This window comes from Collinsella sp. i05-0019-G5, assembly GCF_042851345.1.
In the GTDB taxonomy this organism is placed as follows: Bacteria; Actinomycetota; Coriobacteriia; order Coriobacteriales; family Coriobacteriaceae; genus Collinsella.
This window is the reverse complement of the sequence record NZ_AP031421.1, coordinates 881,390-900,721: the sequence shown is the minus strand read 5'-3', so window position 1 is coordinate 900,721 and position 19,332 is coordinate 881,390. Positions and strand designations below refer to the sequence as shown.

21 protein-coding genes are annotated in these 19,332 nt (G+C 57.8%); 5 read left to right on the top strand and 16 right to left on the bottom strand.

What is annotated here, in order from left to right:
* Window positions 1–36 precede the first annotated feature (36 nt).
* Window positions 37–741, bottom strand: coding sequence for an SdpI family protein (locus ACGHIZ_RS04040; protein ID WP_390449330.1), 705 nt, complete (start codon window positions 739–741; stop codon window positions 37–39).
* Window positions 734–1,012 carry an autorepressor SdpR family transcription factor gene (locus ACGHIZ_RS04035; protein ID WP_152074836.1) on the bottom strand — a complete coding sequence of 93 codons (279 nt, stop codon included), beginning with the start codon at window positions 1,010–1,012 and terminating at the stop codon, window positions 734–736. The genes ACGHIZ_RS04040 and ACGHIZ_RS04035 overlap by 8 nt, the downstream gene beginning before the upstream one ends.
* Before the next feature lie 298 nt (window positions 1,013–1,310).
* Between ACGHIZ_RS04035 and ACGHIZ_RS04030 the strand changes: the two genes are divergently transcribed.
* Together ACGHIZ_RS04030 and ACGHIZ_RS04025 are read left to right on the top strand one after the other, a co-directional pair.
* A complete protein-coding gene (locus ACGHIZ_RS04030) occupies window positions 1,311–2,102 on the top strand; it encodes a ThiF family adenylyltransferase (protein ID WP_390449327.1) in 792 nt (263 codons plus the stop codon).
* A gap of 14 nt (window positions 2,103–2,116) precedes the next feature.
* Complete coding sequence (locus ACGHIZ_RS04025; protein WP_390449325.1) at window positions 2,117–2,899, top strand: TatD family hydrolase; 783 nt, start codon at window positions 2,117–2,119, stop codon at window positions 2,897–2,899.
* Window positions 2,900–2,978: 79 nt separating this feature from the next.
* Here ACGHIZ_RS04025 and ACGHIZ_RS04020 read toward each other — a convergent pair whose 3' ends face one another.
* The gene (locus ACGHIZ_RS04020) at window positions 2,979–3,233 is read right to left on the bottom strand and encodes a hypothetical protein (RefSeq protein WP_390449323.1); all 255 of its coding nucleotides are present in this window, start codon (window positions 3,231–3,233) and stop codon (window positions 2,979–2,981) included.
* 120 nt (window positions 3,234–3,353) lie between these two features.
* Here ACGHIZ_RS04020 and ACGHIZ_RS04015 point away from each other — a divergent pair, with 120 nt between their 5' ends.
* Window positions 3,354–3,551: a type II toxin-antitoxin system RelB/DinJ family antitoxin gene (locus ACGHIZ_RS04015; RefSeq protein ID WP_390449320.1), complete on the top strand. Its 198-nt coding sequence runs from the start codon at window positions 3,354–3,356 to the stop codon at window positions 3,549–3,551.
* 238 nt (window positions 3,552–3,789) lie between these two features.
* Here ACGHIZ_RS04015 and ACGHIZ_RS04010 read toward each other — a convergent pair whose 3' ends face one another.
* From ACGHIZ_RS04010 to ACGHIZ_RS03950, 13 genes are all read right to left on the bottom strand, one after another.
* Window positions 3,790–4,218: a secondary thiamine-phosphate synthase enzyme YjbQ gene (locus tag ACGHIZ_RS04010; RefSeq protein ID WP_117786627.1), complete on the bottom strand. Its 429-nt coding sequence runs from the start codon at window positions 4,216–4,218 to the stop codon at window positions 3,790–3,792.
* A gap of 2 nt (window positions 4,219–4,220) precedes the next feature.
* On the bottom strand, window positions 4,221–5,081 hold the full coding sequence (locus ACGHIZ_RS04005; protein WP_390449317.1) for an amidohydrolase family protein: 861 nt from the start codon (window positions 5,079–5,081) through the stop codon (window positions 4,221–4,223).
* A gap of 27 nt (window positions 5,082–5,108) precedes the next feature.
* The gene (frlD, locus tag ACGHIZ_RS04000) at window positions 5,109–5,909 is read right to left on the bottom strand and encodes a fructoselysine 6-kinase (RefSeq protein WP_390449314.1); all 801 of its coding nucleotides are present in this window, start codon (window positions 5,907–5,909) and stop codon (window positions 5,109–5,111) included.
* 121 nt (window positions 5,910–6,030) lie between these two features.
* Window positions 6,031–6,894, bottom strand: coding sequence for a PfkB family carbohydrate kinase (locus tag ACGHIZ_RS03995; protein ID WP_390449312.1), 864 nt, complete (start codon window positions 6,892–6,894; stop codon window positions 6,031–6,033).
* A 13-nt stretch (window positions 6,895–6,907) separates the two neighbouring features.
* Entirely contained in the window at window positions 6,908–7,876 is a 969-nt protein-coding gene (locus tag ACGHIZ_RS03990) for an SIS domain-containing protein (protein ID WP_390449309.1), read from the bottom strand.
* 62 nt (window positions 7,877–7,938) lie between these two features.
* The gene (locus ACGHIZ_RS03985) at window positions 7,939–8,790 is read right to left on the bottom strand and encodes a sugar phosphate isomerase/epimerase family protein (RefSeq protein WP_390449306.1); all 852 of its coding nucleotides are present in this window, start codon (window positions 8,788–8,790) and stop codon (window positions 7,939–7,941) included.
* 1 nt (window position 8,791) lies between these two features.
* Window positions 8,792–10,375, bottom strand: coding sequence for an amidohydrolase (locus ACGHIZ_RS03980; protein WP_390449303.1), 1,584 nt, complete (start codon window positions 10,373–10,375; stop codon window positions 8,792–8,794).
* A gap of 9 nt (window positions 10,376–10,384) precedes the next feature.
* On the bottom strand, window positions 10,385–11,848 hold the full coding sequence (locus ACGHIZ_RS03975; RefSeq protein WP_161194911.1) for a YfcC family protein: 1,464 nt from the start codon (window positions 11,846–11,848) through the stop codon (window positions 10,385–10,387).
* 218 nt (window positions 11,849–12,066) lie between these two features.
* Complete coding sequence (locus ACGHIZ_RS03970) at window positions 12,067–12,810, bottom strand: GntR family transcriptional regulator (protein ID WP_390449299.1); 744 nt, start codon at window positions 12,808–12,810, stop codon at window positions 12,067–12,069.
* Between the two features lie 150 nt (window positions 12,811–12,960).
* Window positions 12,961–13,620, bottom strand: coding sequence for an HAD family phosphatase (locus ACGHIZ_RS03965; RefSeq protein ID WP_311774750.1), 660 nt, complete (start codon window positions 13,618–13,620; stop codon window positions 12,961–12,963).
* 64 nt (window positions 13,621–13,684) lie between these two features.
* The gene (locus ACGHIZ_RS03960; protein WP_117803851.1) at window positions 13,685–14,527 is read right to left on the bottom strand and encodes a Cof-type HAD-IIB family hydrolase; all 843 of its coding nucleotides are present in this window, start codon (window positions 14,525–14,527) and stop codon (window positions 13,685–13,687) included.
* A 236-nt stretch (window positions 14,528–14,763) separates the two neighbouring features.
* On the bottom strand, window positions 14,764–16,458 hold the full coding sequence (gene pgi / locus ACGHIZ_RS03955) for a glucose-6-phosphate isomerase (protein ID WP_117564424.1): 1,695 nt from the start codon (window positions 16,456–16,458) through the stop codon (window positions 14,764–14,766).
* A gap of 199 nt (window positions 16,459–16,657) precedes the next feature.
* A complete protein-coding gene (locus ACGHIZ_RS03950; protein ID WP_347499836.1) occupies window positions 16,658–17,233 on the bottom strand; it encodes an iron-containing alcohol dehydrogenase in 576 nt (191 codons plus the stop codon).
* Window positions 17,234–17,408: 175 nt separating this feature from the next.
* Here ACGHIZ_RS03950 and ACGHIZ_RS03945 point away from each other — a divergent pair, with 175 nt between their 5' ends.
* Together ACGHIZ_RS03945 and ACGHIZ_RS03940 are read left to right on the top strand one after the other, a co-directional pair.
* Window positions 17,409–18,914 carry a DNA repair protein gene (locus ACGHIZ_RS03945; RefSeq protein WP_390449293.1) on the top strand — a complete coding sequence of 502 codons (1,506 nt, stop codon included), beginning with the start codon at window positions 17,409–17,411 and terminating at the stop codon, window positions 18,912–18,914.
* Window positions 18,907–19,332 carry a hypothetical protein gene (locus ACGHIZ_RS03940; protein ID WP_271759673.1) on the top strand — a complete coding sequence of 142 codons (426 nt, stop codon included), beginning with the start codon at window positions 18,907–18,909 and terminating at the stop codon, window positions 19,330–19,332. Before ACGHIZ_RS03945 ends, ACGHIZ_RS03940 begins: the two co-directional genes overlap by 8 nt.

Genomic DNA, 19,332 nt, shown 5'->3' with positions numbered 1-19,332 from the left:
CATACTATGAACTGCGTACGCTAGTTTTCCGCAACCTTAGCGAACGGCTCGCTGCGATTTACGCCACAGCAGATACGAATAGACGTAGGCAGCTCCGACTGAACCAAACGCCAGAACCGCAATCACCGCGGCAACGACTTCACTCGAAAGCACCGCACCTGCCACGCCCATCACAATCAGGCCAATACCCAGCACCATAAAGCAGGCGCCGCCAAAACGCTGCGTACGGCGCCAGTTCTCGGGATCGGCAAGCGCCCAAGGCGTCTTGATACCGAGCGTATAGTTCTGCTTCACACGCGGCAAGTAGTTGCCTACGCCGATGAATAGCAAACCGATAGCACCGGAAATCAGCACGTTGACCGAACCGACCGCCGGCACCACGCCCCAGACCGTAAGCTCTCCCAGCCAGCTTATGGCGCACATGAACAAGGTGAAGGCGATTACGAAGCCCTGATAGAACTTGCCCGAGGTTCGATATGCCTCACCTTTGGGATCGATGCGCGGCACCACGCAGAACATTGCGAGAAGCGCCAGAGGCAGCACGCCGAGCGCGGAGGCCATCCAGCTAGGACCCCAACCATCGACGGCGCCGTTCGCGCCCCAGTGCGTGGGAATCTGTGCAGGCAAGCTCGGCATCACCATGAGGTGCGCTACGACATTGGCAACGCACAGAACGACCAGCGCAATCCACACGCGCGACGATACCCCCGTGGGGTGAATGCCCTTGTTTTCGTTATTCATCCTTATCACCTTCCGTGTCTGTAAAGCCCATAAACCAGCCAATCAAGTCCTGCATGACGGTGGTGTTTAAGCTGTAAACGATGTTTTGGCCATGGCGCTCGTCGGTCACCAGCCCGGCGTTTTTGAGCGTCGCCAAATGATGGCTCAATGACGGCTTGCTGATGTCAAAATGCTCGGCAAGCTCCCCGGCCGTACAATTGCCCTCGCGCAGCAACTCCAAAATGCGCCGTCGCGTTGGATCGGCAAGCGCCTTAAAACCCTCTCCCGGCATAGGACCTCCTCTCAGCACCCCTCATGACGCGCACACTATACTCGATATTTAGATGTTTGTCTAACTATCTAATCTTGTACTCAAAAAAATAGCCGCCTCCGCGTAATGCGAAGACGGCCACTTCTCACGCTACAAACGTGCATTGGAGTTGGTCAACCCGCTGCAACGGGTGCCATCTGCTTCATCTTATGCGAATCCTGGTCTCATTTCAACAAACCCCGAGGGTTCAAATGGAATCGCGATAATACCTATAATGGCGATAGCTAAAACACGACAGCTTCCCCATCGGAGGATATCTATGACCGAAACTGCTGCACTCGTCGAGACACGCGACACCAAGCTCGAGATCATCATGGGCCGCGAGGCACTCGACAAGCTCGCCAACGCCACGGTGCTGATTCTCGGCTGCGGAGGCGTGGGCTCTAACTGCTGCGAGGCACTTGCCCGTGGCGGCATTGGTCATTTCGTCATTCTGGACAAGGACATCATCGCGCCCAGCAATATTAATCGCCAGGCCATCGCCTTTCACAGCACCGTCGGCAAGCGCAAGGTCGATGTTATGGAAGCCATGATCCACGACATCAATCCCGCCACCAGCGTTATCAAGCGCACCGAATACCTGCTGAGCGACAACATCGACGAGTTCTTCGCGAGCGTTTCTGAGCAGACGGGTGGCAAGCTAGACTACGTCGTCGACGCCATCGACACCATCTCGGCCAAGCTCACCATTGCCAAATATGCTCAGGACCATGACATCCGTTTGGTTAGCTCCATGGGCGGGGCCAACAAACTCCATCCCGAGTGCCTCCGCTTTGCCGACATCTTCGATACGGTACGTGACCCCATGAGCCGCATTATGCGCAAAGAATGTAAGAAGCGCGGAATCAAGAGCCTACACGTACTGTTTAGCTGCGAGGAATCGGTTAAGACACAGCCCCGCGATCCTTCCAACATCCACGAGCGCACCGAGCTGGGGACTGCCAGTTTTATGCCGCCCATCATGGGCCAGATGATCGCCGGCGAGGTTATCCGTCAGATCAGTGGCCGCGGCACCGAGCGCGTGCGCGCCGATGGCCAGCGCCTAGACTAGCGGAGCGCGCCGAGATGGAGTCCCGGTTATTTGATGCACACTGCCATCTTGATCTAATGGCTCACCCGGACGCCGTTGCCGATGAGGCAACGGCGCTGGGCCTGATTCTATTTGACTGCGGCGTCGATCCGCACGACTTTGCACGCGCCAAGAAGCGCGCGTGCGGCCGTTCAAATAACTTTGCCGGCATCGGCCTCCATCCCTGGTGGCTCGCCGACGGACGATGTGGCAACGCTGAAATCAATCTGCTTTGCGAAGTTGCTGCCCAAGAGCGCTATATCGGCGAAGTCGGACTCGACTTTTCCGCGCGCTTTGCTGGAAGTGAGCCGCTACAAATACAGGCATTTGACCGGCTCTGCGATGCGCTCGTGCAGCATCCTCTTACCGGGCGCGTGATATCAATTCACGCCGTTCGTTCGGCGGGAACCGTACTGAACGTCCTCGAATCGCATGGACTACTCATCCCAAACTCCGACTCCCCCGTTATCATCTTCCACTGGTTTAGCGGCACTTCGGACGAACTCGTCCGTGCGCGAAACGCAGGCTGCTATTTTTCCGTGAACGAGCGTATGCTCGCCACCAAGCGCGGTCGCGAATTTGCCCGACAGATTCCACTCGACCGTCTACTGCTCGAGACCGATGCGCCGGCCGAGCCAAACACAGAAACAAGTGTGCAATCGCTCATCAGATCGCTCGCAAGGACCTCGATGCACATTGCCTCACTCAAAAACTGTGACGCAAAGCGCATCGAGTCGGTAGTTTTAGCAACTGCGCACTCTGTTTTTGACCTTCGCTAACCCCTGTGGGCAAAAATGCCAAGGGACATGCGAATCGCACAACGCAGTCCCTATTGGCAGGCAGTACAATTCGGCAGCATTACACCAATTCGTGCATGAGATCACGGTTGCGTGCATACAATTCGTCAAAGATATGACGGCGCGACGCATATAGCTCGTGGGCAGCCATATCGGGCACGATTGTTTGTGCAACGCCAAGGACTTGGGCGAGTTCATCCCATGATGCATAGGCGCCACCTGCGAGAGATGCCATGATGGCATCACCGAAGCATGCGCCCACCGTAACCTTGGCAACCGAGACCTCGCGCCCGCATACGTCGGCGATAGCCTGCATCCAAGTTAGCGCAACCGGTGAAACCGCCTTTGCGCGAACGGCGCGCCTGTTTAGCGAAACTGGTGAAAAATAGATTGACGCTAACAGGTCGCACCGCGATACACGAGGAGGGGTGAGGCCATGCCGTCGAACATACCGGCCACGACGATCCGCATCGACCCGGAGGTCAAGAGGGAGGCCACGGCCATCCTGGACGAGCTCGGCCTGTCCATATCCACCGCCGTCAACGCGTTCCTCAGGGCGCTCGTCCGGGAGGGCGGAATGCCGTTCGAGATGAGGGTCAGGACGCCGGAGCCCGACGAGGAGACGGCGAGATAGCCGGCAGGTCGGCGTGAAACGGCAGGGCCAGGCGAGCAACTCGTCCGGTCTCGGGCGCATCGCCCCCTTGCCGGATTCAAATCCGACAAGGGGGCGACCATTGCGCAATCGCAAGAAGATGATGGGGCGGAATGTCAATCCTGGTCCAACAGAGCCTTCCGATAACCGGCTTTTCGGTCTTGAACATCGAGGTTAGAAACGACATAACGTGCTCCTTCTTAGGGTCATTGCAGGGACGTTACTCCCCCAGCACCTCGACGTACACTTTTCGCTTCTGCGGACCGTCAAACTCCGCAAGATAGATGTTCTGGGCACCTCCGCACACGATGTGGCCATCTTGGACGGGAAAGAAGCAACTGTTTCCACTAATCATGCTCTTGATATGCCCACAGGAGTTGTTACCGGTGGCTCCATAGCTCGGCAGGAAGTGTGCATGCGCATAGGGGGCATCGAGTGGGGCGATGCGATCAAGCGTCTCCATAAGATCCGTCTCCACGCAAGGCAGCCCCTCGTTTACCACGATTCCGCAGGTCGTATGCGACAAAATAATCGCCGCCAAGCCATTCGTCACCGAGCTGCGTTCGATGGCAGCGTGCACGTCCTCGGTAATATCGATGAACTGGTCCGGAGCAGTCGATAGATAGCTCAATGTCTCGAGCGTCACCATGTTCACTCATCCCCTTCAAGAAAACGCAGGGCATTACCCCAGTAGAGCCTCTCTCGCGCATCATCGCGCATGGGCACGGTATCGAGTGCCCGCTTGAGTTTGAATGCACGGAAGCGCGGCGTATTGCTGGCGAACATCACTTGGTGCGATAGCGCGCGCTCATACCACAGCGGCCCCATATCGACCGTGAAAAGACGCTGCATCATCTCCTCGGGCGAATCGATGTAAGTGATAGAGGTGTCCGCATAGCAGTTGGGATACTTGAGCAGCATCGCCACGGTCTCGCGCACCCAGGGCCAGCCAAAATGGGTCAAACTAAAACGCACATTTGGATGCGTTGCGATTGTGTGCTCAAATGCAAGCGGGTTACTGCGCGAGAGCTCTGCGCCCGGCTCCCAAGACATACCGGCATGGAAAACCACCGGCTTGTTATAGCGCTCGCACAGTTCGTAAAGCGGCTCGGCCACAGCATCATCGGGGGCAAAACCCTGCTTTGCCGGATGCAGGCAAAGCCCCTTTGCCCCCAACTCGGTAAAGGCGCGCTCCAATTCGTCTGCGGCACCGCTCACCTGCGGGTCTACGCTCGCAAATCCCCACAGGCGATCGGGATGTGCGGCAACCAGCATGGCAATCTGGTCATTGGTGCCAAAGTGCCCTCCGCATGCCGTGGTTACATCGAGCGGCATGAGCACGCTCTTCTGCACATCGCAGACGCCCATCTCGACTTGAAGCTCATCCCAATCCATGGGGCCCATATGCCCCATACCATATTCTCGTGACCAAAAACCGAATCCATCAGGCTCATCACCCGGCGTACAGATCTCGCCGTAGAGCATAGGATGGACCAACATGTCGATAACCATTTCGTACTCCTTTCCAGACATTTGACCCTAGTACGGCTCAAACGAACCAATCACTCGGGACGACAGCTCAGCGCCCGCCTTCATACACGCCGGAATATCAAGGCCATCGATCACGCCCTTGGTAAACCCGGCGATATACGAGTCGCCGGCACCCACGGTATTAACGACCTTCTCCGCCGGTACGATCCCGCACTCATAGAAGCGCTCACCGTCATAGGCAATGCTTCCCTTCTCTCCAAGCGTGGCAACCGCAACGCGCGGCCCCAATTCCTGCGCGTGACGTACCCAGTCTCGCAGCTCCGGAGTGTCATCTTCAAACGACATAAATGCGTAGTCAACGTAGGGAAAATGATTCTCGCAGGCATATTCGGGATCCTGGCTGAACACCGAGAAGTCCATAACCACCATCTTGCCCGCATCATGCCACTCGGGCAGGAGGTCCAAACAATTGCCAAACAGGTCAGTATGAATGATGTCATGCTCTAGGATAAACGCCCGGTCGTCTTCATTCGGTCGATATGTCTCCATTACGCCATCGATTGCCTCGAGATGCACACGATCAACGCCGTCTTTCAATGCCATGAGCATCACCGAGGTGTCGCCATCCTCCACCCGCAGGTGTGAGATATCGAACCCCTCGGCGGCCAGCGCCTCCCTCATCTTGTCTCCGTACTCGTCCTTGCCGACAACCGACACGGCGGATACCGAAACGCCCATTCGCGCAAGATGGATACCCCAGTCAATGCCGTTACCAGTCGGATAGAACACGCCGATGTTTTGATAGACGTCCGCGCAGCAAAAACCAGCCGCACACGCTTTAATACCCATACTTTTCTCCAATGTTCAAAAGGGGACCCACCACATAACGAGCGCCCTTTTCGCGTTTCGCTTATTGTTTTGCATCGGCTGTCCAAGGCCTCATAGCCAGACCGCCGTACGCTTTCTTAAGCTATTCGACGATTGGTGCTCCGTGGCCCCAAGAACCTTCCATGCCGCACACGGTCGAGGCAAACCCGGCAGCAAAATCGAGCGCGCGCTCGATGGCCTCGGCGCCATCCTCACCACGCTTGGCGGAATCGAGATAGCACATCAAAAACGAGGTGAGGAACGAGTCGCCCGCCCCCATGGTGTCCTTCATGTCCGTTACCGGTTTAGCCAGCTGGCGGTAATAACGCTCGCCGTCGTAAGCAATGCAGCCCTCGGCGCCCGCCGTAGCCGACACAAAACGCGGACCCAGGCCCTTCACCCATGCCAGACGCTCGCGAATCTCGTCCTCACTCGCGGCATCCGCCGCACTAAAGAAAGCAAAATCGACGTAGGGCGCAATCTGCTCGTAGTACTCGTCGGTAGAGTCGTCCGAAAAGTCAAAAGAGACCGTGACGCCCGCAACCTTCAACTTGGGCAGCTCGCGCTCGGTAAAGCAATAGTTGCCCGAATGAACCACATCGAACTGCTTCATGTACGAAAGGTCAAAGCGATCGAGGACATAGCGCGCATCGCCACGGATACCGCCCTCGTTGGAACCGAGGAAGACACGGTCACCGTCAACGACGGTCACGCGAGCCGCTCCGTTCTCGCCAATCATCTGCTCGCACTTGTCAAGTTCGATACCCTCATCATCGAGGCTTGCAATGACATGCTCGGCAGCGGCGTCATTGCCAAAAATGCCCATGTATGCGGAGCGTGCGGCACCGCATTTCTTGGCATAAACGGCGAAGTTCACCGCGTTGCCGCCAGGATACATGGTGTGGATATGCTCGTAGCGATCGACGACGTTGTCGCCAAATCCGAGCGCGTTGACGTTAAATGCCATGGTGTTTACCCTTCTAGTACTCGACGACGCCCATGTAGCGACGGAAATCGGGATCATGGTCAAACACCTTGCCGCGTGCGGCACGCAGCTCGCAGTTCATGGAGTAGAACAGCACCGGGTCCAGATAGGCACGGACGCTCGCCGGCACGGCCTCCATACCGTACTCCTTGGCATCGAGCACCATCAGCGTATCGGTATGCGTCTTAAGGAACGCCAGGGCGCGCTCGTCCATAGCACGGCACTCGCTGGAGCCCATCTGCAGGAAGTAAAAAACGCCATCCTGAGTAGCCTCGAAGGGGCCATGGAAGTACTCGGCAGAGTGGATGTAGCTGCAGTGCTGCCACTGCATCTCCATAAGAGAGCAGATAGCGAAACCGTAGGTCTGGCTAAAGTTGGGACCGCTGCCCAGAATATAGAAGAACTCATGCTCCTGGCAAAGCTTGGCAAAACGATCGCCCAGCTCGGCATTTACCTTCTCGCGTGCCGGGGGAAGAATCTTATCCATCTCGGCGATACCGGCATACATATCGGCAAGATCGACGTAGCCCTCCTGCTGATCGAGCAGCTCTGCCGCAAGCGACAGCGAAATGCCAGCGGGGACCTCGGCCTGCGGCACACCCTCGCCCCACGGGTAGACCCACGTGGTCCACTTGCCGGAGTCAATCTTGGATCCAGCGTTGTCGGTCTGGGCGATCACCGTAGCGCCGGCGGCAAGGGCGATCTCACAGCCCTCGACGACCTCGGGGGTGTTGCCACTGTGGCTGCAGGCAATGACCAGGGATTTCTCACCCAAGCGGCGCGGACGCATGATATCGAACTCGCGAGCCGTATAGATATACGAAGTGAAGGTGGTTGCCTCGCGCTGCAGAAGCTCATGAGCCGGGATCAAATCGATCATGGAGCCACCGCAAGCAATCCAGTAGACGCTGTCGAACTTGCCCTTCTCGGCAATTGCCTCTTTGATCAGATCGTGTGCGTTCATATCCAGTTCCTTTCTTGTTTGGCCCGCAATCAATGACGTTGGTTGCGTAGCCGATAGTTGTTTTAGTCAATCAGATATTTCTCGAATGCGGCCATGTTCTTGGCATCTGCCGCCGCTGGGTCATCGTAGTAACGGCCGTCCGTGATTTCCTGGCCCAGCATGCCGTCGAAACCATGGGCGTTGAGTGTGGCGACGAAGGCGTCCATATCGTGCTTGCCATCGCCCCACACCAGATGGCCATACGGGTCGCCGTCGATAAAGTGCATCTCGTGAATTGCCCCATCACCAAAGGCGGCAAACCAGTCCTCGAGCGTCTCGCCCGCAACGCCCATCGCGGTTGTATCAACCATGGGCTGTAAGTACGGGCTCGCGACCTCGTCAATCATGCGCTTCGCATCGGAAACCGTCGTCACAAGGTTGCTCTCCTCGGGACGCAGGCTTTCCATCGTAAGCACCAGACCGTGCTCGCCGGCATACTCCGCCAGAATGGACAAGTGCTCGCGACTGCGCTTCCAGGCTTCCTCGCGGTCCTCGTCCCAGTCGCCCCAGCCCGAGTTGACGGACATACGGTCGCACCCAAGTACCTCGGCAAGCTCAATGCCGTGCTTAAAGTACGCCAGGCTGCGCTGTTTATGCAGCGGTTTGCGTGCGCAGTACTGCCAAGGATAGCAAACATTCTCGGGGCACAGAGTACGATACCTAAGCCCACGGTCTGCAGCCTTTTTCGCCAGGACCTCAGCCTCAAAGTAGCCCGTATGGTCGAGTGTCACATGCGGCTCTGCACACCACAGCTCAATGGACTCAAAGCCCAAACGCTGCTGCACATCAAGGAAGTAATCGAGCGACCACATGATGTAGTGGATATTCATGCCCGCAATCTGTTCGCGGCGCAGCGTCGGTTTGGATTCAGACATCTTATGCCTCCTTATTTCGATCGAACACGATTTGTCCGTCCGACATCGTCATATCAACCAAAAGATCGCGTGCGTCGCGATAATCGAGGTCGAACACATCCCGATCGAGCACGCAGATATCGGCAAGCTTGCCGACCTCGAGCGTACCCAGCTCGTCTTCGCGCATCAGATCGTACGCGCCCCCGGCAGTCCAAGCGCGCAAGAGCTCGACAAGTGTTAGCGCGTTGGCCTCATTCACGGGCAGTCCATCGTCGAAGTATCCGCCGCACGCGCTGTAGATTGACTCGCCCAGGCTCGGAATCAGCAGCGGCAAATCCGTACCACAGCATACCGTGCATCCAGAATCTTCCATGCCGCGGCGATTCCAGCTGTGCAAAAGTCGCGTCTCGCCAATTTGTCGACGCATCATCGACAGGCAATCCTCGCGCCGGTCCAGCGTCAAAATCTGCGGATAGACCTCGCAAATTCCACCTAACTTGCCAAACTCGACAAGATCGGTCGGATCAGAGTTCTCGAGATCGGTAATCGCATGGCGGCGAAGCAACCGTCCATGCTCGTCTCGAGGCAGCGAGGCATAGAGCGCCACGGTGCGACGAACGGCGCCATCGCCCTGGCAATGCAAGGAATATCGGAAGCCGTCAGCATCAATTGCGCGCAGCTCGTTCTCAATCAGATCCCACTCGGGCTCCTCGACAACCGTCTTGCCGGCAGCGCCCGCATCGGCCGTGTCCTCATAGGGGTCAATCATCTCGGCAAGCCCCGCCCATACGCCGCGATCGGTCATGCGGTTGAAGCCAGAAAAACGAACGAACGGACCCCGGAAGCGCTCTCGTGCCTCGCGAGCATATGACAGATTTGCACCGGCACCCACCGGCTGCGACATCATAGAGACGCGAACCGTCAGCTCACCAGATTCCTCACGGCGAGCCATTTCGTCGGCAAAACCGTAGTAGTCATCATACGTCATCTCCTTGATGGCGGTAACGCCGCGCTCGTTAAGCATGCTCATGTAGTCCGAATACCCCGCACGTACCTCGGGCAGCGCGAGGAAATCGCTCATCATGCGCCAGATCTTCTCGGCATAGCACGCCTGGGGTGTGAAGCCGTATCGCGCACTGGCGGCAGCATTGAGAACGCAGGTCTCCGCACCCGGTGTAAAGCAGACGACAGGGATATCGCCAAAACAGTCGTCAAACACAGCTGCCGTATTTGCGTTCTCGGCATCCGATGCCAACGTTTCGGGCAGGTTGTGGCCAAAAGCCGCCGCGCAATCCGGATGATCTTCTTTCCATGCACGCAAGAGCGGCACGGCCTCTTTGGCATCAGCGATGCCGGACAGATCAGGCCCCAACGTCCGCAGCGCCCAGCCTGTATAGAAGGTATGTACATCGATCAGGCCAGGCATGACGGTGCGGTCGCCCAGATCAACTACCTCGTCCGCCTGGGTCAAATACGAAGCCACCTCACACTTGGTGCCAACCGCCTCAATTCGATTGCCACGGACCGCTACGAAACCTTCAAACGGCAGGTCCCCCGTACCGGTAAAGACGCTCTTAGACGTCAGGACCGTCAAACGATCAGACATCACAACCACCTACACCGGAAGCATGCCAGAAATTGCCGTTACGATCAGGCCAAACACGACCATGAAGATGAAGAACTTCCAAATGGTCTTCCACCATTGGCCAAACGAAATCTTAGACACGGCAAGGCCGGCGACCGTCATGCCCGCCACGGGACTGATAGTGTTGATGGTCTGATTAGCAAACTGGAGCGCGGTAACGGCAGCCTCGGGATTGAGGCCCATAAGCTCGGTCAGCGGACCCATGACGGGCATGGTGAGCGCCGCAAGTCCAGAACTCGAAGGAACCAGCAAAGAGAGCAGGCCAAGGACGATATACATAAACGTGGTGTAGACGGCGGCGGGTGCACCGGCGAGCGCAGTAGCGAGCGCCTGGAGGATGGTGTCGATGATCATGCCGCCCTCGGCGATGACCAGAATGCCGCGAGCGATACCGATAACGATGGCGGCGTACGCAAAGTCGGCGAGACCCTTAACGAACTCCTCAGCGATCGTCTGCTGGTCAAGACCGCCCAGGATACCGGCAAGCAAGCCCATGCCAAGAAACACGGCGGAAATCTCATTCATGTACCAGCCCTGGGTAACAAGACCCCAGACGATGATGCCCATACCGCAAGCAAAATCGATAAGCACGAGCTTCTGACGGATAGTGAACTCTTCCTCGATGGAGGCATCGGTCACAGAAAACTCAACACGCTTGAGCTTATCGTCCTCGTACGTAATAGACGACTCGGGATTTTTCTTTACACGCATGGCGTAGCGCATGGCCCATGCGATACCGACGGCAGTGAAGATGACCCAAGAAACGGCGCGCAGCCACAGCTGAGGATTGCCCTCGATACCAATGATGCCTTGGGCGATCAAAACATTAAACGGGTCGATGGTCGAAGCACAATATCCCAGGTTAGGACCAAGGAAGCAGATGATAAACGCCGTCATCGAGTCATACCCGATACCCATCATGATGGGAATGAAGATGGCATAGAACGGTAGGGCTTCCTCAGACATACCAAACGTAGTGCCGCAAATGGACAGCAGCGTCATCGTGATGGGAATGATGAGGATGTCCTTGTTCTTGAGCTTTTTAATCACACGGCTCATGCCGGCATTCAAAGCGTTGGTCTTGGTGATGATTGCGAACGATCCGCCAATCAATAAGACGAACGCAACGACATCGGCAGCCTCCTGGATGCCCTTGGTGGGCGCTTGCAGGACCGCGAAGATATCTTGACCCAGATTGATGGTCTCGCCGGTCTCGGAATCGGTGTAGTTCTTATCGACCTGTTCATAGGTTCCAGCAACGGCGACTTCACGCTCGCCCGCCGCTGTCGAAATTGTCTTGCGCTGATACTGACCAGAGGGAACGATCCAAGTCAGGACCGCAAAGACAACGATCAGCAAGAACATGATCGTATAGACATGCGGTAATTTGAACTTAAAACGTCTGTTTGTCTTCTTCGCCTTCGTATCTGACATAGATACCTCCAAAGAACTCGAGACTGCATCGCATCTCGCTTCAACGCTTGCACAAGGCAAACGTTCTATGACGTTCTATAGATTACCAGCAGCTTTTCTCGTCATCAAGATAATTTCAAACTGATTGCCGCAACGCGGTTGAACGGTTGCGTTTGCGCCGTGAACGGTATGGAAACGCCCGGTGAGATGATCCACCGGGCGCTTTCATACGCAATGTCCTAGATGTCAAAAACGTAGCGAGACCCAACGATCCGCTGACGACCGATGATAAACGGCCGCCGCTGCTCATCAAAGAAGAAGGCTTCCATATAAAACAAGGGTTCGCCAACGGGAACCGCCAGCAACCGAGCGACCTCGGGCGATGCGCACGCGATCTCGAGCGTGCACGGGTCGGTAAACGCAGGCGTCCGCCCCGTCCGGTTGCGCACGAACTCAAAAATGGATTGGTTAGATAGAGGCGCCGTTGATAGATAGGCGTTGTCCTCGTAAACGTATATGTTGTTCTCAAGCATGACAGGGACGCCATCGGCAGTACGCACGCGCTCAACGCAAATCAAGTCAGTTCCAACGGGAACACCAAAGAACTGTGCTTCGGTGGAATCCGCCGGCAGTATCTTTCTCGAAATGACACACGCCCCCGGTTCCATTCCGTTAGCGCGGCATGCGTCCGAAAAACTCTGGACGTCATCCTTCTGGCGAATCTTGCGCTTGAGCTTGGGGGCATTGACAAACGTGCCTTTCCCCTGTCGCTTCGTTAGATAGCCCTGTTGGACGAGCTCCTCAATAGCGCGTCGCACGGTAACGCGGTCAACTTTATAGCTCTCAGCCAATTCGAATTCGTTGGGTATCCGCGCACCTGCCTTGTAGGCACCGGAGTTGATTTCGTTTTTAATGATATCAATGACCTGTTGGTACAGCGGTATCGCTGCTTTACCGTCAGTTAGCCCTTCAGTCGGTGGCATATACCCTCTCCCAGCGCAATTACGTCTAAAACGGGCTTAAGGGCATTCAACAAGTCCTTAAGCCCGCATTAGCTTAAAGTATGCTAGGTGTCGCACCAAAATGTCGGGTATTTACTCATCGGACCCGAAAAACGCGCAACTAACGCGCTCTTACGCGAGTTCCAGCAGGTCCGGCAGCTGATCGATAATCTTATCCGCGGCGTCCTGACTAAAGCCAAAGCGCTCCTCGCGCTTGGCGATGACTGTCAGACCGGCGCGCTTGCCGGCAGTGATGCCAGGCACCGAATCCTCAACGCAGCAGCAGCGATTCGCGGGCAGCCCCAGCAGGTCCAGCGCATGCAGGTAGATGTCGGGCTCGGGCTTACTCTCCTTAAACTGCTCGCCGCTCACCACATACTCAAAGGCATCCGACAGCCCGCACGCGTTGAGCACTTCCTCGATGCTATCCATGGGAGACGAGCTGGCAAGCGCCACGCGAACGCCACGGCGCGGCAGCTCTCGAATCGTATCCACAGCGCCTGGGTTAATCAAAGCCTGATAGTCGCGCGGACGCTTATGCGCCCACTCGTCCCAACGGGCCAACGCTTCCTCGCCAGTGAAATGCCCCTTACCGGCGCGCTCAAACCAATCGACCAGCATATGCAGGAAGAACTGATGCGAGGTACCGACTTGCCCATTCAACTCCTCTTGAGTCAGGTTAAGCCCAAGCTCCTTGGCAAACGCGGCAGTCTCGCCCAGGTAGTAATACTCGGTATCGACAATGACACCGTCCATGTCAAAGATAACGGCGTCGAACGGAAATGCGGACACGGCACCCTCCCTAACAAAAGGGCGCCCGCAAGCAGGCGCCCAAACCATGCATTAATCGGCGATTCTAACCCAGCAGCTTATCCAGCGCCACTGCAATACCGTCTTCGTTGTTATTGGCGGTTACCATCTGGGCAACTGCCTTAACCTCATCGACGGCGTTGCCCATGGCAACACCGGTGCCGGCCCACTCAATCATGGACTTGTCGTTCTGGCCGTCGCCAAACGAGACGACCTCGCTGGCATCGATACCGAGCTTGGGCAGGGCACCCTCGAGCGCACGGGCTTTGTCGATACCGGGCGCCGTGTACTCAAAGTACCAGTCGGCCGTAAACATGCCCGAAAGCGTCTGGGTAAAGGGCGCATACATCTCCTCGTAATGCGCCTGCAGGTAGGTCGGATCACCCGCCGTCAGCAGCTTGTCCACGGGATAAGTGTCCACGACCTCATGCAAGCTCTCGACCTCGCGAATCTTAAGATCGCACGCATCGCGCTCATACTTGACGATATTCTTCTGCAAGCCGTCAGGCAGCGTGATCATGCAATGGTACGAGTCCTCGACGTGCAAATCGCGACCGAGCGAAATCATAGGGATCACGTCGAAATTGCGCAGATGATCAATCAGACGGTGCAGCTCGTCAGCCGGCATGGCCTGGTCAAAAAGGACCTCATCGGTCTGAGCGTCGACCACATGCGCGCCATTAAAGGCAACTAGCAGACCGTCATGGTTTTGAAGGTCGAGCTCCTGCGCCAAGGCGTGCAACCCCCATGCGGGACGGCCCGAAGCCAAGATGAGCTTAATGCCCGACTCCTGCGTCGCGAGCAGCTTCTCGCGCGTACGCGGGCTGATGACCTTTTGATCGTTGGTGAGCGTACCGTCGATATCCATTGCGATGGCTTTGATTGCCATATATGCCTCCCTGTCATTGAACAACCTTGTCTGAGCCATCATACAGAACACCCACGGCGGCGCTGTTTGCAACGGGAAAAATGTCATATTGTCCCAAACATGAACGGCGCGCCTTCGACGATTGCGATGCCCGTCGAGGCGCCTCCCGATACATTCCATCCTATCCAAATAGCAAGGGGCCCGTATCCCAACGGATACGGGCCCCTTTCAGCCATAAGCCAACTCAGCCGTAAAGACTACTTGCGATGAGCGCGATAGAACTCGATGAGCGCCTGGGTCGAAGCGTCCTGCTCGGCCTTGGCGGCGTCGTCGTGGAAGGCCGGGGTGATCTGCTTGGCAAGCTGCTTGCCCAGCTCGACGCCCCACTGGTCGTAGGAGTCGATGCCCCAGACCGTGCCCTCGACAAACGTGATGTGCTCGTACAGGGCGATGAGCTCGCCGAGTGCGAACGGGGTCAGCGTGTCGCCGAAGATCGAGGTCGTCGGACGGTTGCCCTCAAAGCAGCGGGCCGGGACGATCTGCTCGGGCGTGCCCTCGGCACGAACCTCGTCGGCCGTCTTACCAAAGGCGAGCGCCTTGGTCTGGGCCAGGAAGTTGCCCAGGAACAGCTCGTGGACGTCCTGGCCGCTGTCGGTTGCGGGGTTGGCAGTGTTGGCGAAAGCGATAAAGTCGGCCGGGACCACCACGGTGCCCTGGTGCAGCAGCTGGTAGAAGGCGTGCTGACCGTTGGTACCGGGCTCGCCCCAGAAGATCTCACCGGTATCGGAGGTCACAGCGCTGCCGTCCCAGCGGACGTGCTTGCCGTTGGACTCCATGGTGAGCTGTTGCAGGTAGGCCGGGAAGCGGTGCAGATACTGGCAGTACGGCAGCACGGCGTGGCTCTTGGAACCGAAGAAGTTGACGTACCAGACGTTGAGCAGGCCCATCAGCGCGACGGCGTTGTTCTCGAGCGGGGTGTTGCAGAAGTACTCGTCGATGGCGTGGAAGCCCTCAAGGAACTGCTGGAAGCGCTCGGGGCCGAGCACGACGATCAGCGACAGGCCCACGGCGGAGTCGACAGAGTAGCGGCCGCCGACCCAGTTCCAGAAACCAAAAGCGTTGGCGGGGTCGATGCCGAAGGCCTCGACCTTCTCGAGTGCGGTGGAAACGGCGACAAAGTGCTTGGCCACGGCCTCGGCGTTCTGCTCATCGGAGCCGTCGATGGCACCCTGAGCCTTGAGCTGCTCGAGCATCCAGGTCTTGACCTCACGAGCGTTGGTGAGGGTCTCGAGCGTGGTGAAAGTCTTGGAGACGATAATCACGAGCGTGGTCTCGGGATCGAGGCCCTTGAGCTTCTCTGCCTGATCGTTGGGGTCGATGTTGGAGATGTAGCGGCAGTCAATACCGGCGTCGGCGTAGGGACGCAGGGCCTCGTAGGCCATGACCGGGCCCAGATCGGAGCCGCCGATGCCGATGGACACCAGGTGCTCGATCTTTTTGCCGGTAACACCCTTCCACTCACCGGAGCGCACGCGCTCGGCGAAGGCATACATGCGGTCGAGAACCTCGTGCACGTCGGCGACGACGTCCTGGCCGTCGACGATGAGCTGGCCCTTCTCGCTTGCCGGGCGGCGCAGCGCGGTGTGCAGGACGGCGCGGTCCTCGGTGGTGTTGATGTGCTCGCCGGAGAACATGGCGTCGCGGCGCTCCTCGAGCTTCACCTCGCGGGCAAGATCGCACAGCAGCTTGACGGTCTCATCAGTCACCAGGTTCTTGGACAGGTCGAAGTGCAGGTCACCGGCGTCAAAGCTCAGCTTGTTCACGCGCTCGGCATCGGCGGCGAACCAGGCCTTGAGGTCGATACCCTCGGCCTCGAGCTTCTCCTGATGGGCCTCGAGCGCCTTCCAAGCGGCAGTCGACGTAGCATCGATAGGTGCGGCAACAGTTGCCATAGAGTCCTCCTCAGCATACGGGCGCACGCCTCCATGCGCCCGGACATTCAGATGCCACTATTCTAGCGCAGGTCAAGACTATAATCAGCGAGCGTTGCCAATCGGCCCCCAAACGGCAACCGACCAAAAAGGGACAGGTTTAATTTGGCAGGTCAAACGCTTTACCAATCAAAAATAACCTATCCCTTTATGCCAAATATTAGGCCGCGGCGCAGACGCTACCGAGCAACTCACGCAGAGGAGACCCGATGCCCTCCAGCAGCTCGGGCGCGATGATGGCAAAAACGGGAACCTCGCCGGCGCCCACGACGACAGGCACCTTGCCCTCCGAGACAATGCATCCATAAGGGACAAAGCCGTCTTCGCCGGCATCGAGCGCCGCCATGCGACGCGCGAGCTCGCGCGCAAAGCTGGCAGTATCGGCATCGCCAATCGCCAGGACAAAGTCCACGCCTTCGTCGGTCGCCAGGGCCACGGCTTCGTCGATCAGCTCGTCTCCCCCGGCACCCTCAACCGAGCCGCAGCGGAAAAGTACACGCTCGAGTAGGGCTCGATCAAGCGAGCCAAGTGCCGCCGAGACAAGTTCATCGCGCGTATGCTTGTCGCCGCCCAACACGACCAGCGCCTTGGTGCCGCCATAGTGGGCAACCAATCGTCCGCACCAGCGAGCCACGTCTCCATCCGCAACAAGGCGCGTCGGCATACCAAACCCATAGTTGACCATCATTCCCACAACCCTTCCGTGCATGTAGGCCGTATCGATCGTTAGGCTCATGCTACGAAGGGAGCTTTTCCGAGCTGTTTCGCGCTCTTTAGGGCTGCGTTAAAACCCAATTCATAACCGACCAAAACAAACCTGTCCCTTTTCGGCAGGTTTTGACGATGTCTGGGCGAGCGGGTATTATCGAACAGGTATTCGATAAGAACATGTGTTTGATGGGAGGGCACGGGTGGAGCACGGGCAACATACCTATATCTGCATCGACCTTAAGACGTTCTACGCCAGTGTCGAGTGCGTCGACCGCGGGCTCGACCCACTCACGACATGCCTGGTCGTTGCCGACGAATCGCGCGGGCGCACGACCATCTGCCTCGCCATCACGCAGGCTATGAAAGACCTCGGCATCCACAACCGCTGCCGTCTGTTCGAGATTCCCGATGGCATCGACTACATCAAGGCCGTACCGCGCATGCAGCACTACATGGAGGTGTCGGCGCAAATCTACGGTATCTACCTGGAATACGTCAGTCCGCAAGACATTCACGTCTACTCAATTGACGAGTGCTTTATCGACGTGACACCCTATCTGGACCTCTATCACACCGATGCGGAAGACTTCGCCTGCATGCTGCGCGACGAGGTCCTCGCGCGCACCGGCATCACGGCGACGGTCGGCATCGGCCCCAACCTATTCCAGGCCAAGGTAGCACTCGATATCACCGCCAAGCACGTGCCCAGTCGCATCGGCAAACTCGACGACGAGACCTTTCGCAAGGAGATCTGGCCCCATCGCCCCATCGCCGACATCTGGGGCATCGGCCCCGGCGTGGCGGCCCGTCTCGAAAAGTACGGCGTCTACGACCTGATGGGCGTCGCCGCGCTCGACGAAAACCTGCTTTACGATGAGCTCGGCGTCAATGCCGAGTATCTGATCGACCACGCCTTCGGGCGTGAGCCGACAACCATCGCCGATATCCAAGCCTATCGCCCGCAAGCGACCTCGACCACCACAGGGCAGGTGCTCTCGAAGGGTTATGCCTACGAGCAGGCCTACACCGTCTTGCGTGAAATGGTCGATGCCGCCGTACTGGACTTGGTCGATAAGCACGTGGTCTGCGACAGCATCTCGCTCTTTGTGGGCTACGCAAGCGAGCGCGCCGACATACGCCGCCTCGACGCCAGCGGCACGGCGCAGTATATAGACGGCTGCGGACACCTGCGCTCGAGCACGTCGAGTATCGAACCCACCGCAACCGCCGGTCCCGAGCTCGCGCCCCGTGCACCCAAGCCCGTCCAGCGCGATGACGAACGGCGCCGTCTGGTGCGCGAGGCGCAGGCAATCGATGGCATCTTTGTGGGCGAACACGGCGGCAAACCGCGCGGTGGCTATGCTGCCCTCTTTGCGCACTCCAACGCCTCGCGCAAGCTGCCCGAGCGCACCAATTCGTTTAAGAAGATCATGGGCTATTTCGATGACCTTTGGGCACAAACGGTCGATCCCAAACGACCGGTCAAGCGCATCAACCTGGGATTTGGCAACCTCATGCCGGAGGAGTTTGCCACCATCGATCTATTTAGCGATGTCGAGGCCGATGAGCGCGAGCGCGACCTGGCGCGCGCCGTCCTGGCCGTGAAAGGCAAGTACGGCAAGAACGCGCTCGTCAAGGGATTAAGCTTTACCGCCGGCGCCACCGCGCGCGAACGCAACGACCAAGTTGGAGGACACCGTGCCTAAGCCCAAACAACAGCCCGTGCGCCCGCCGACCGCCTTCGAGCGCCTGGCGGACCCCGAGGGCAGACGCCGCGTCGCCGACCCCAACCTCACTGCCAATGGTGCCGTGCGCGCCAACCGCGCCGCACAGTTTATGCCCTTTGCCGCCCTCACGGGATACTACGAACTCGTGCGCAAGCAGGAAATCACCGTCGAGCCAAAACGTGAGCTCACGGAAGAAAAAGCCCTCGTACTTTCTAAAAAGCTCGAGGGTCTCAAACGTGGCGACTTGGTTCGTGTCACCTATTACGATACGTACGGCTATCGCTCCCGCACCGGCATCCTCGACGAGGCGCTCCCCGCCTTCAAGCTCCTCAAGCTCAAAGACATCGCCATCGACTTCGACGACATCCAAGACATCGAACTGCGCGGACGAGCCTAG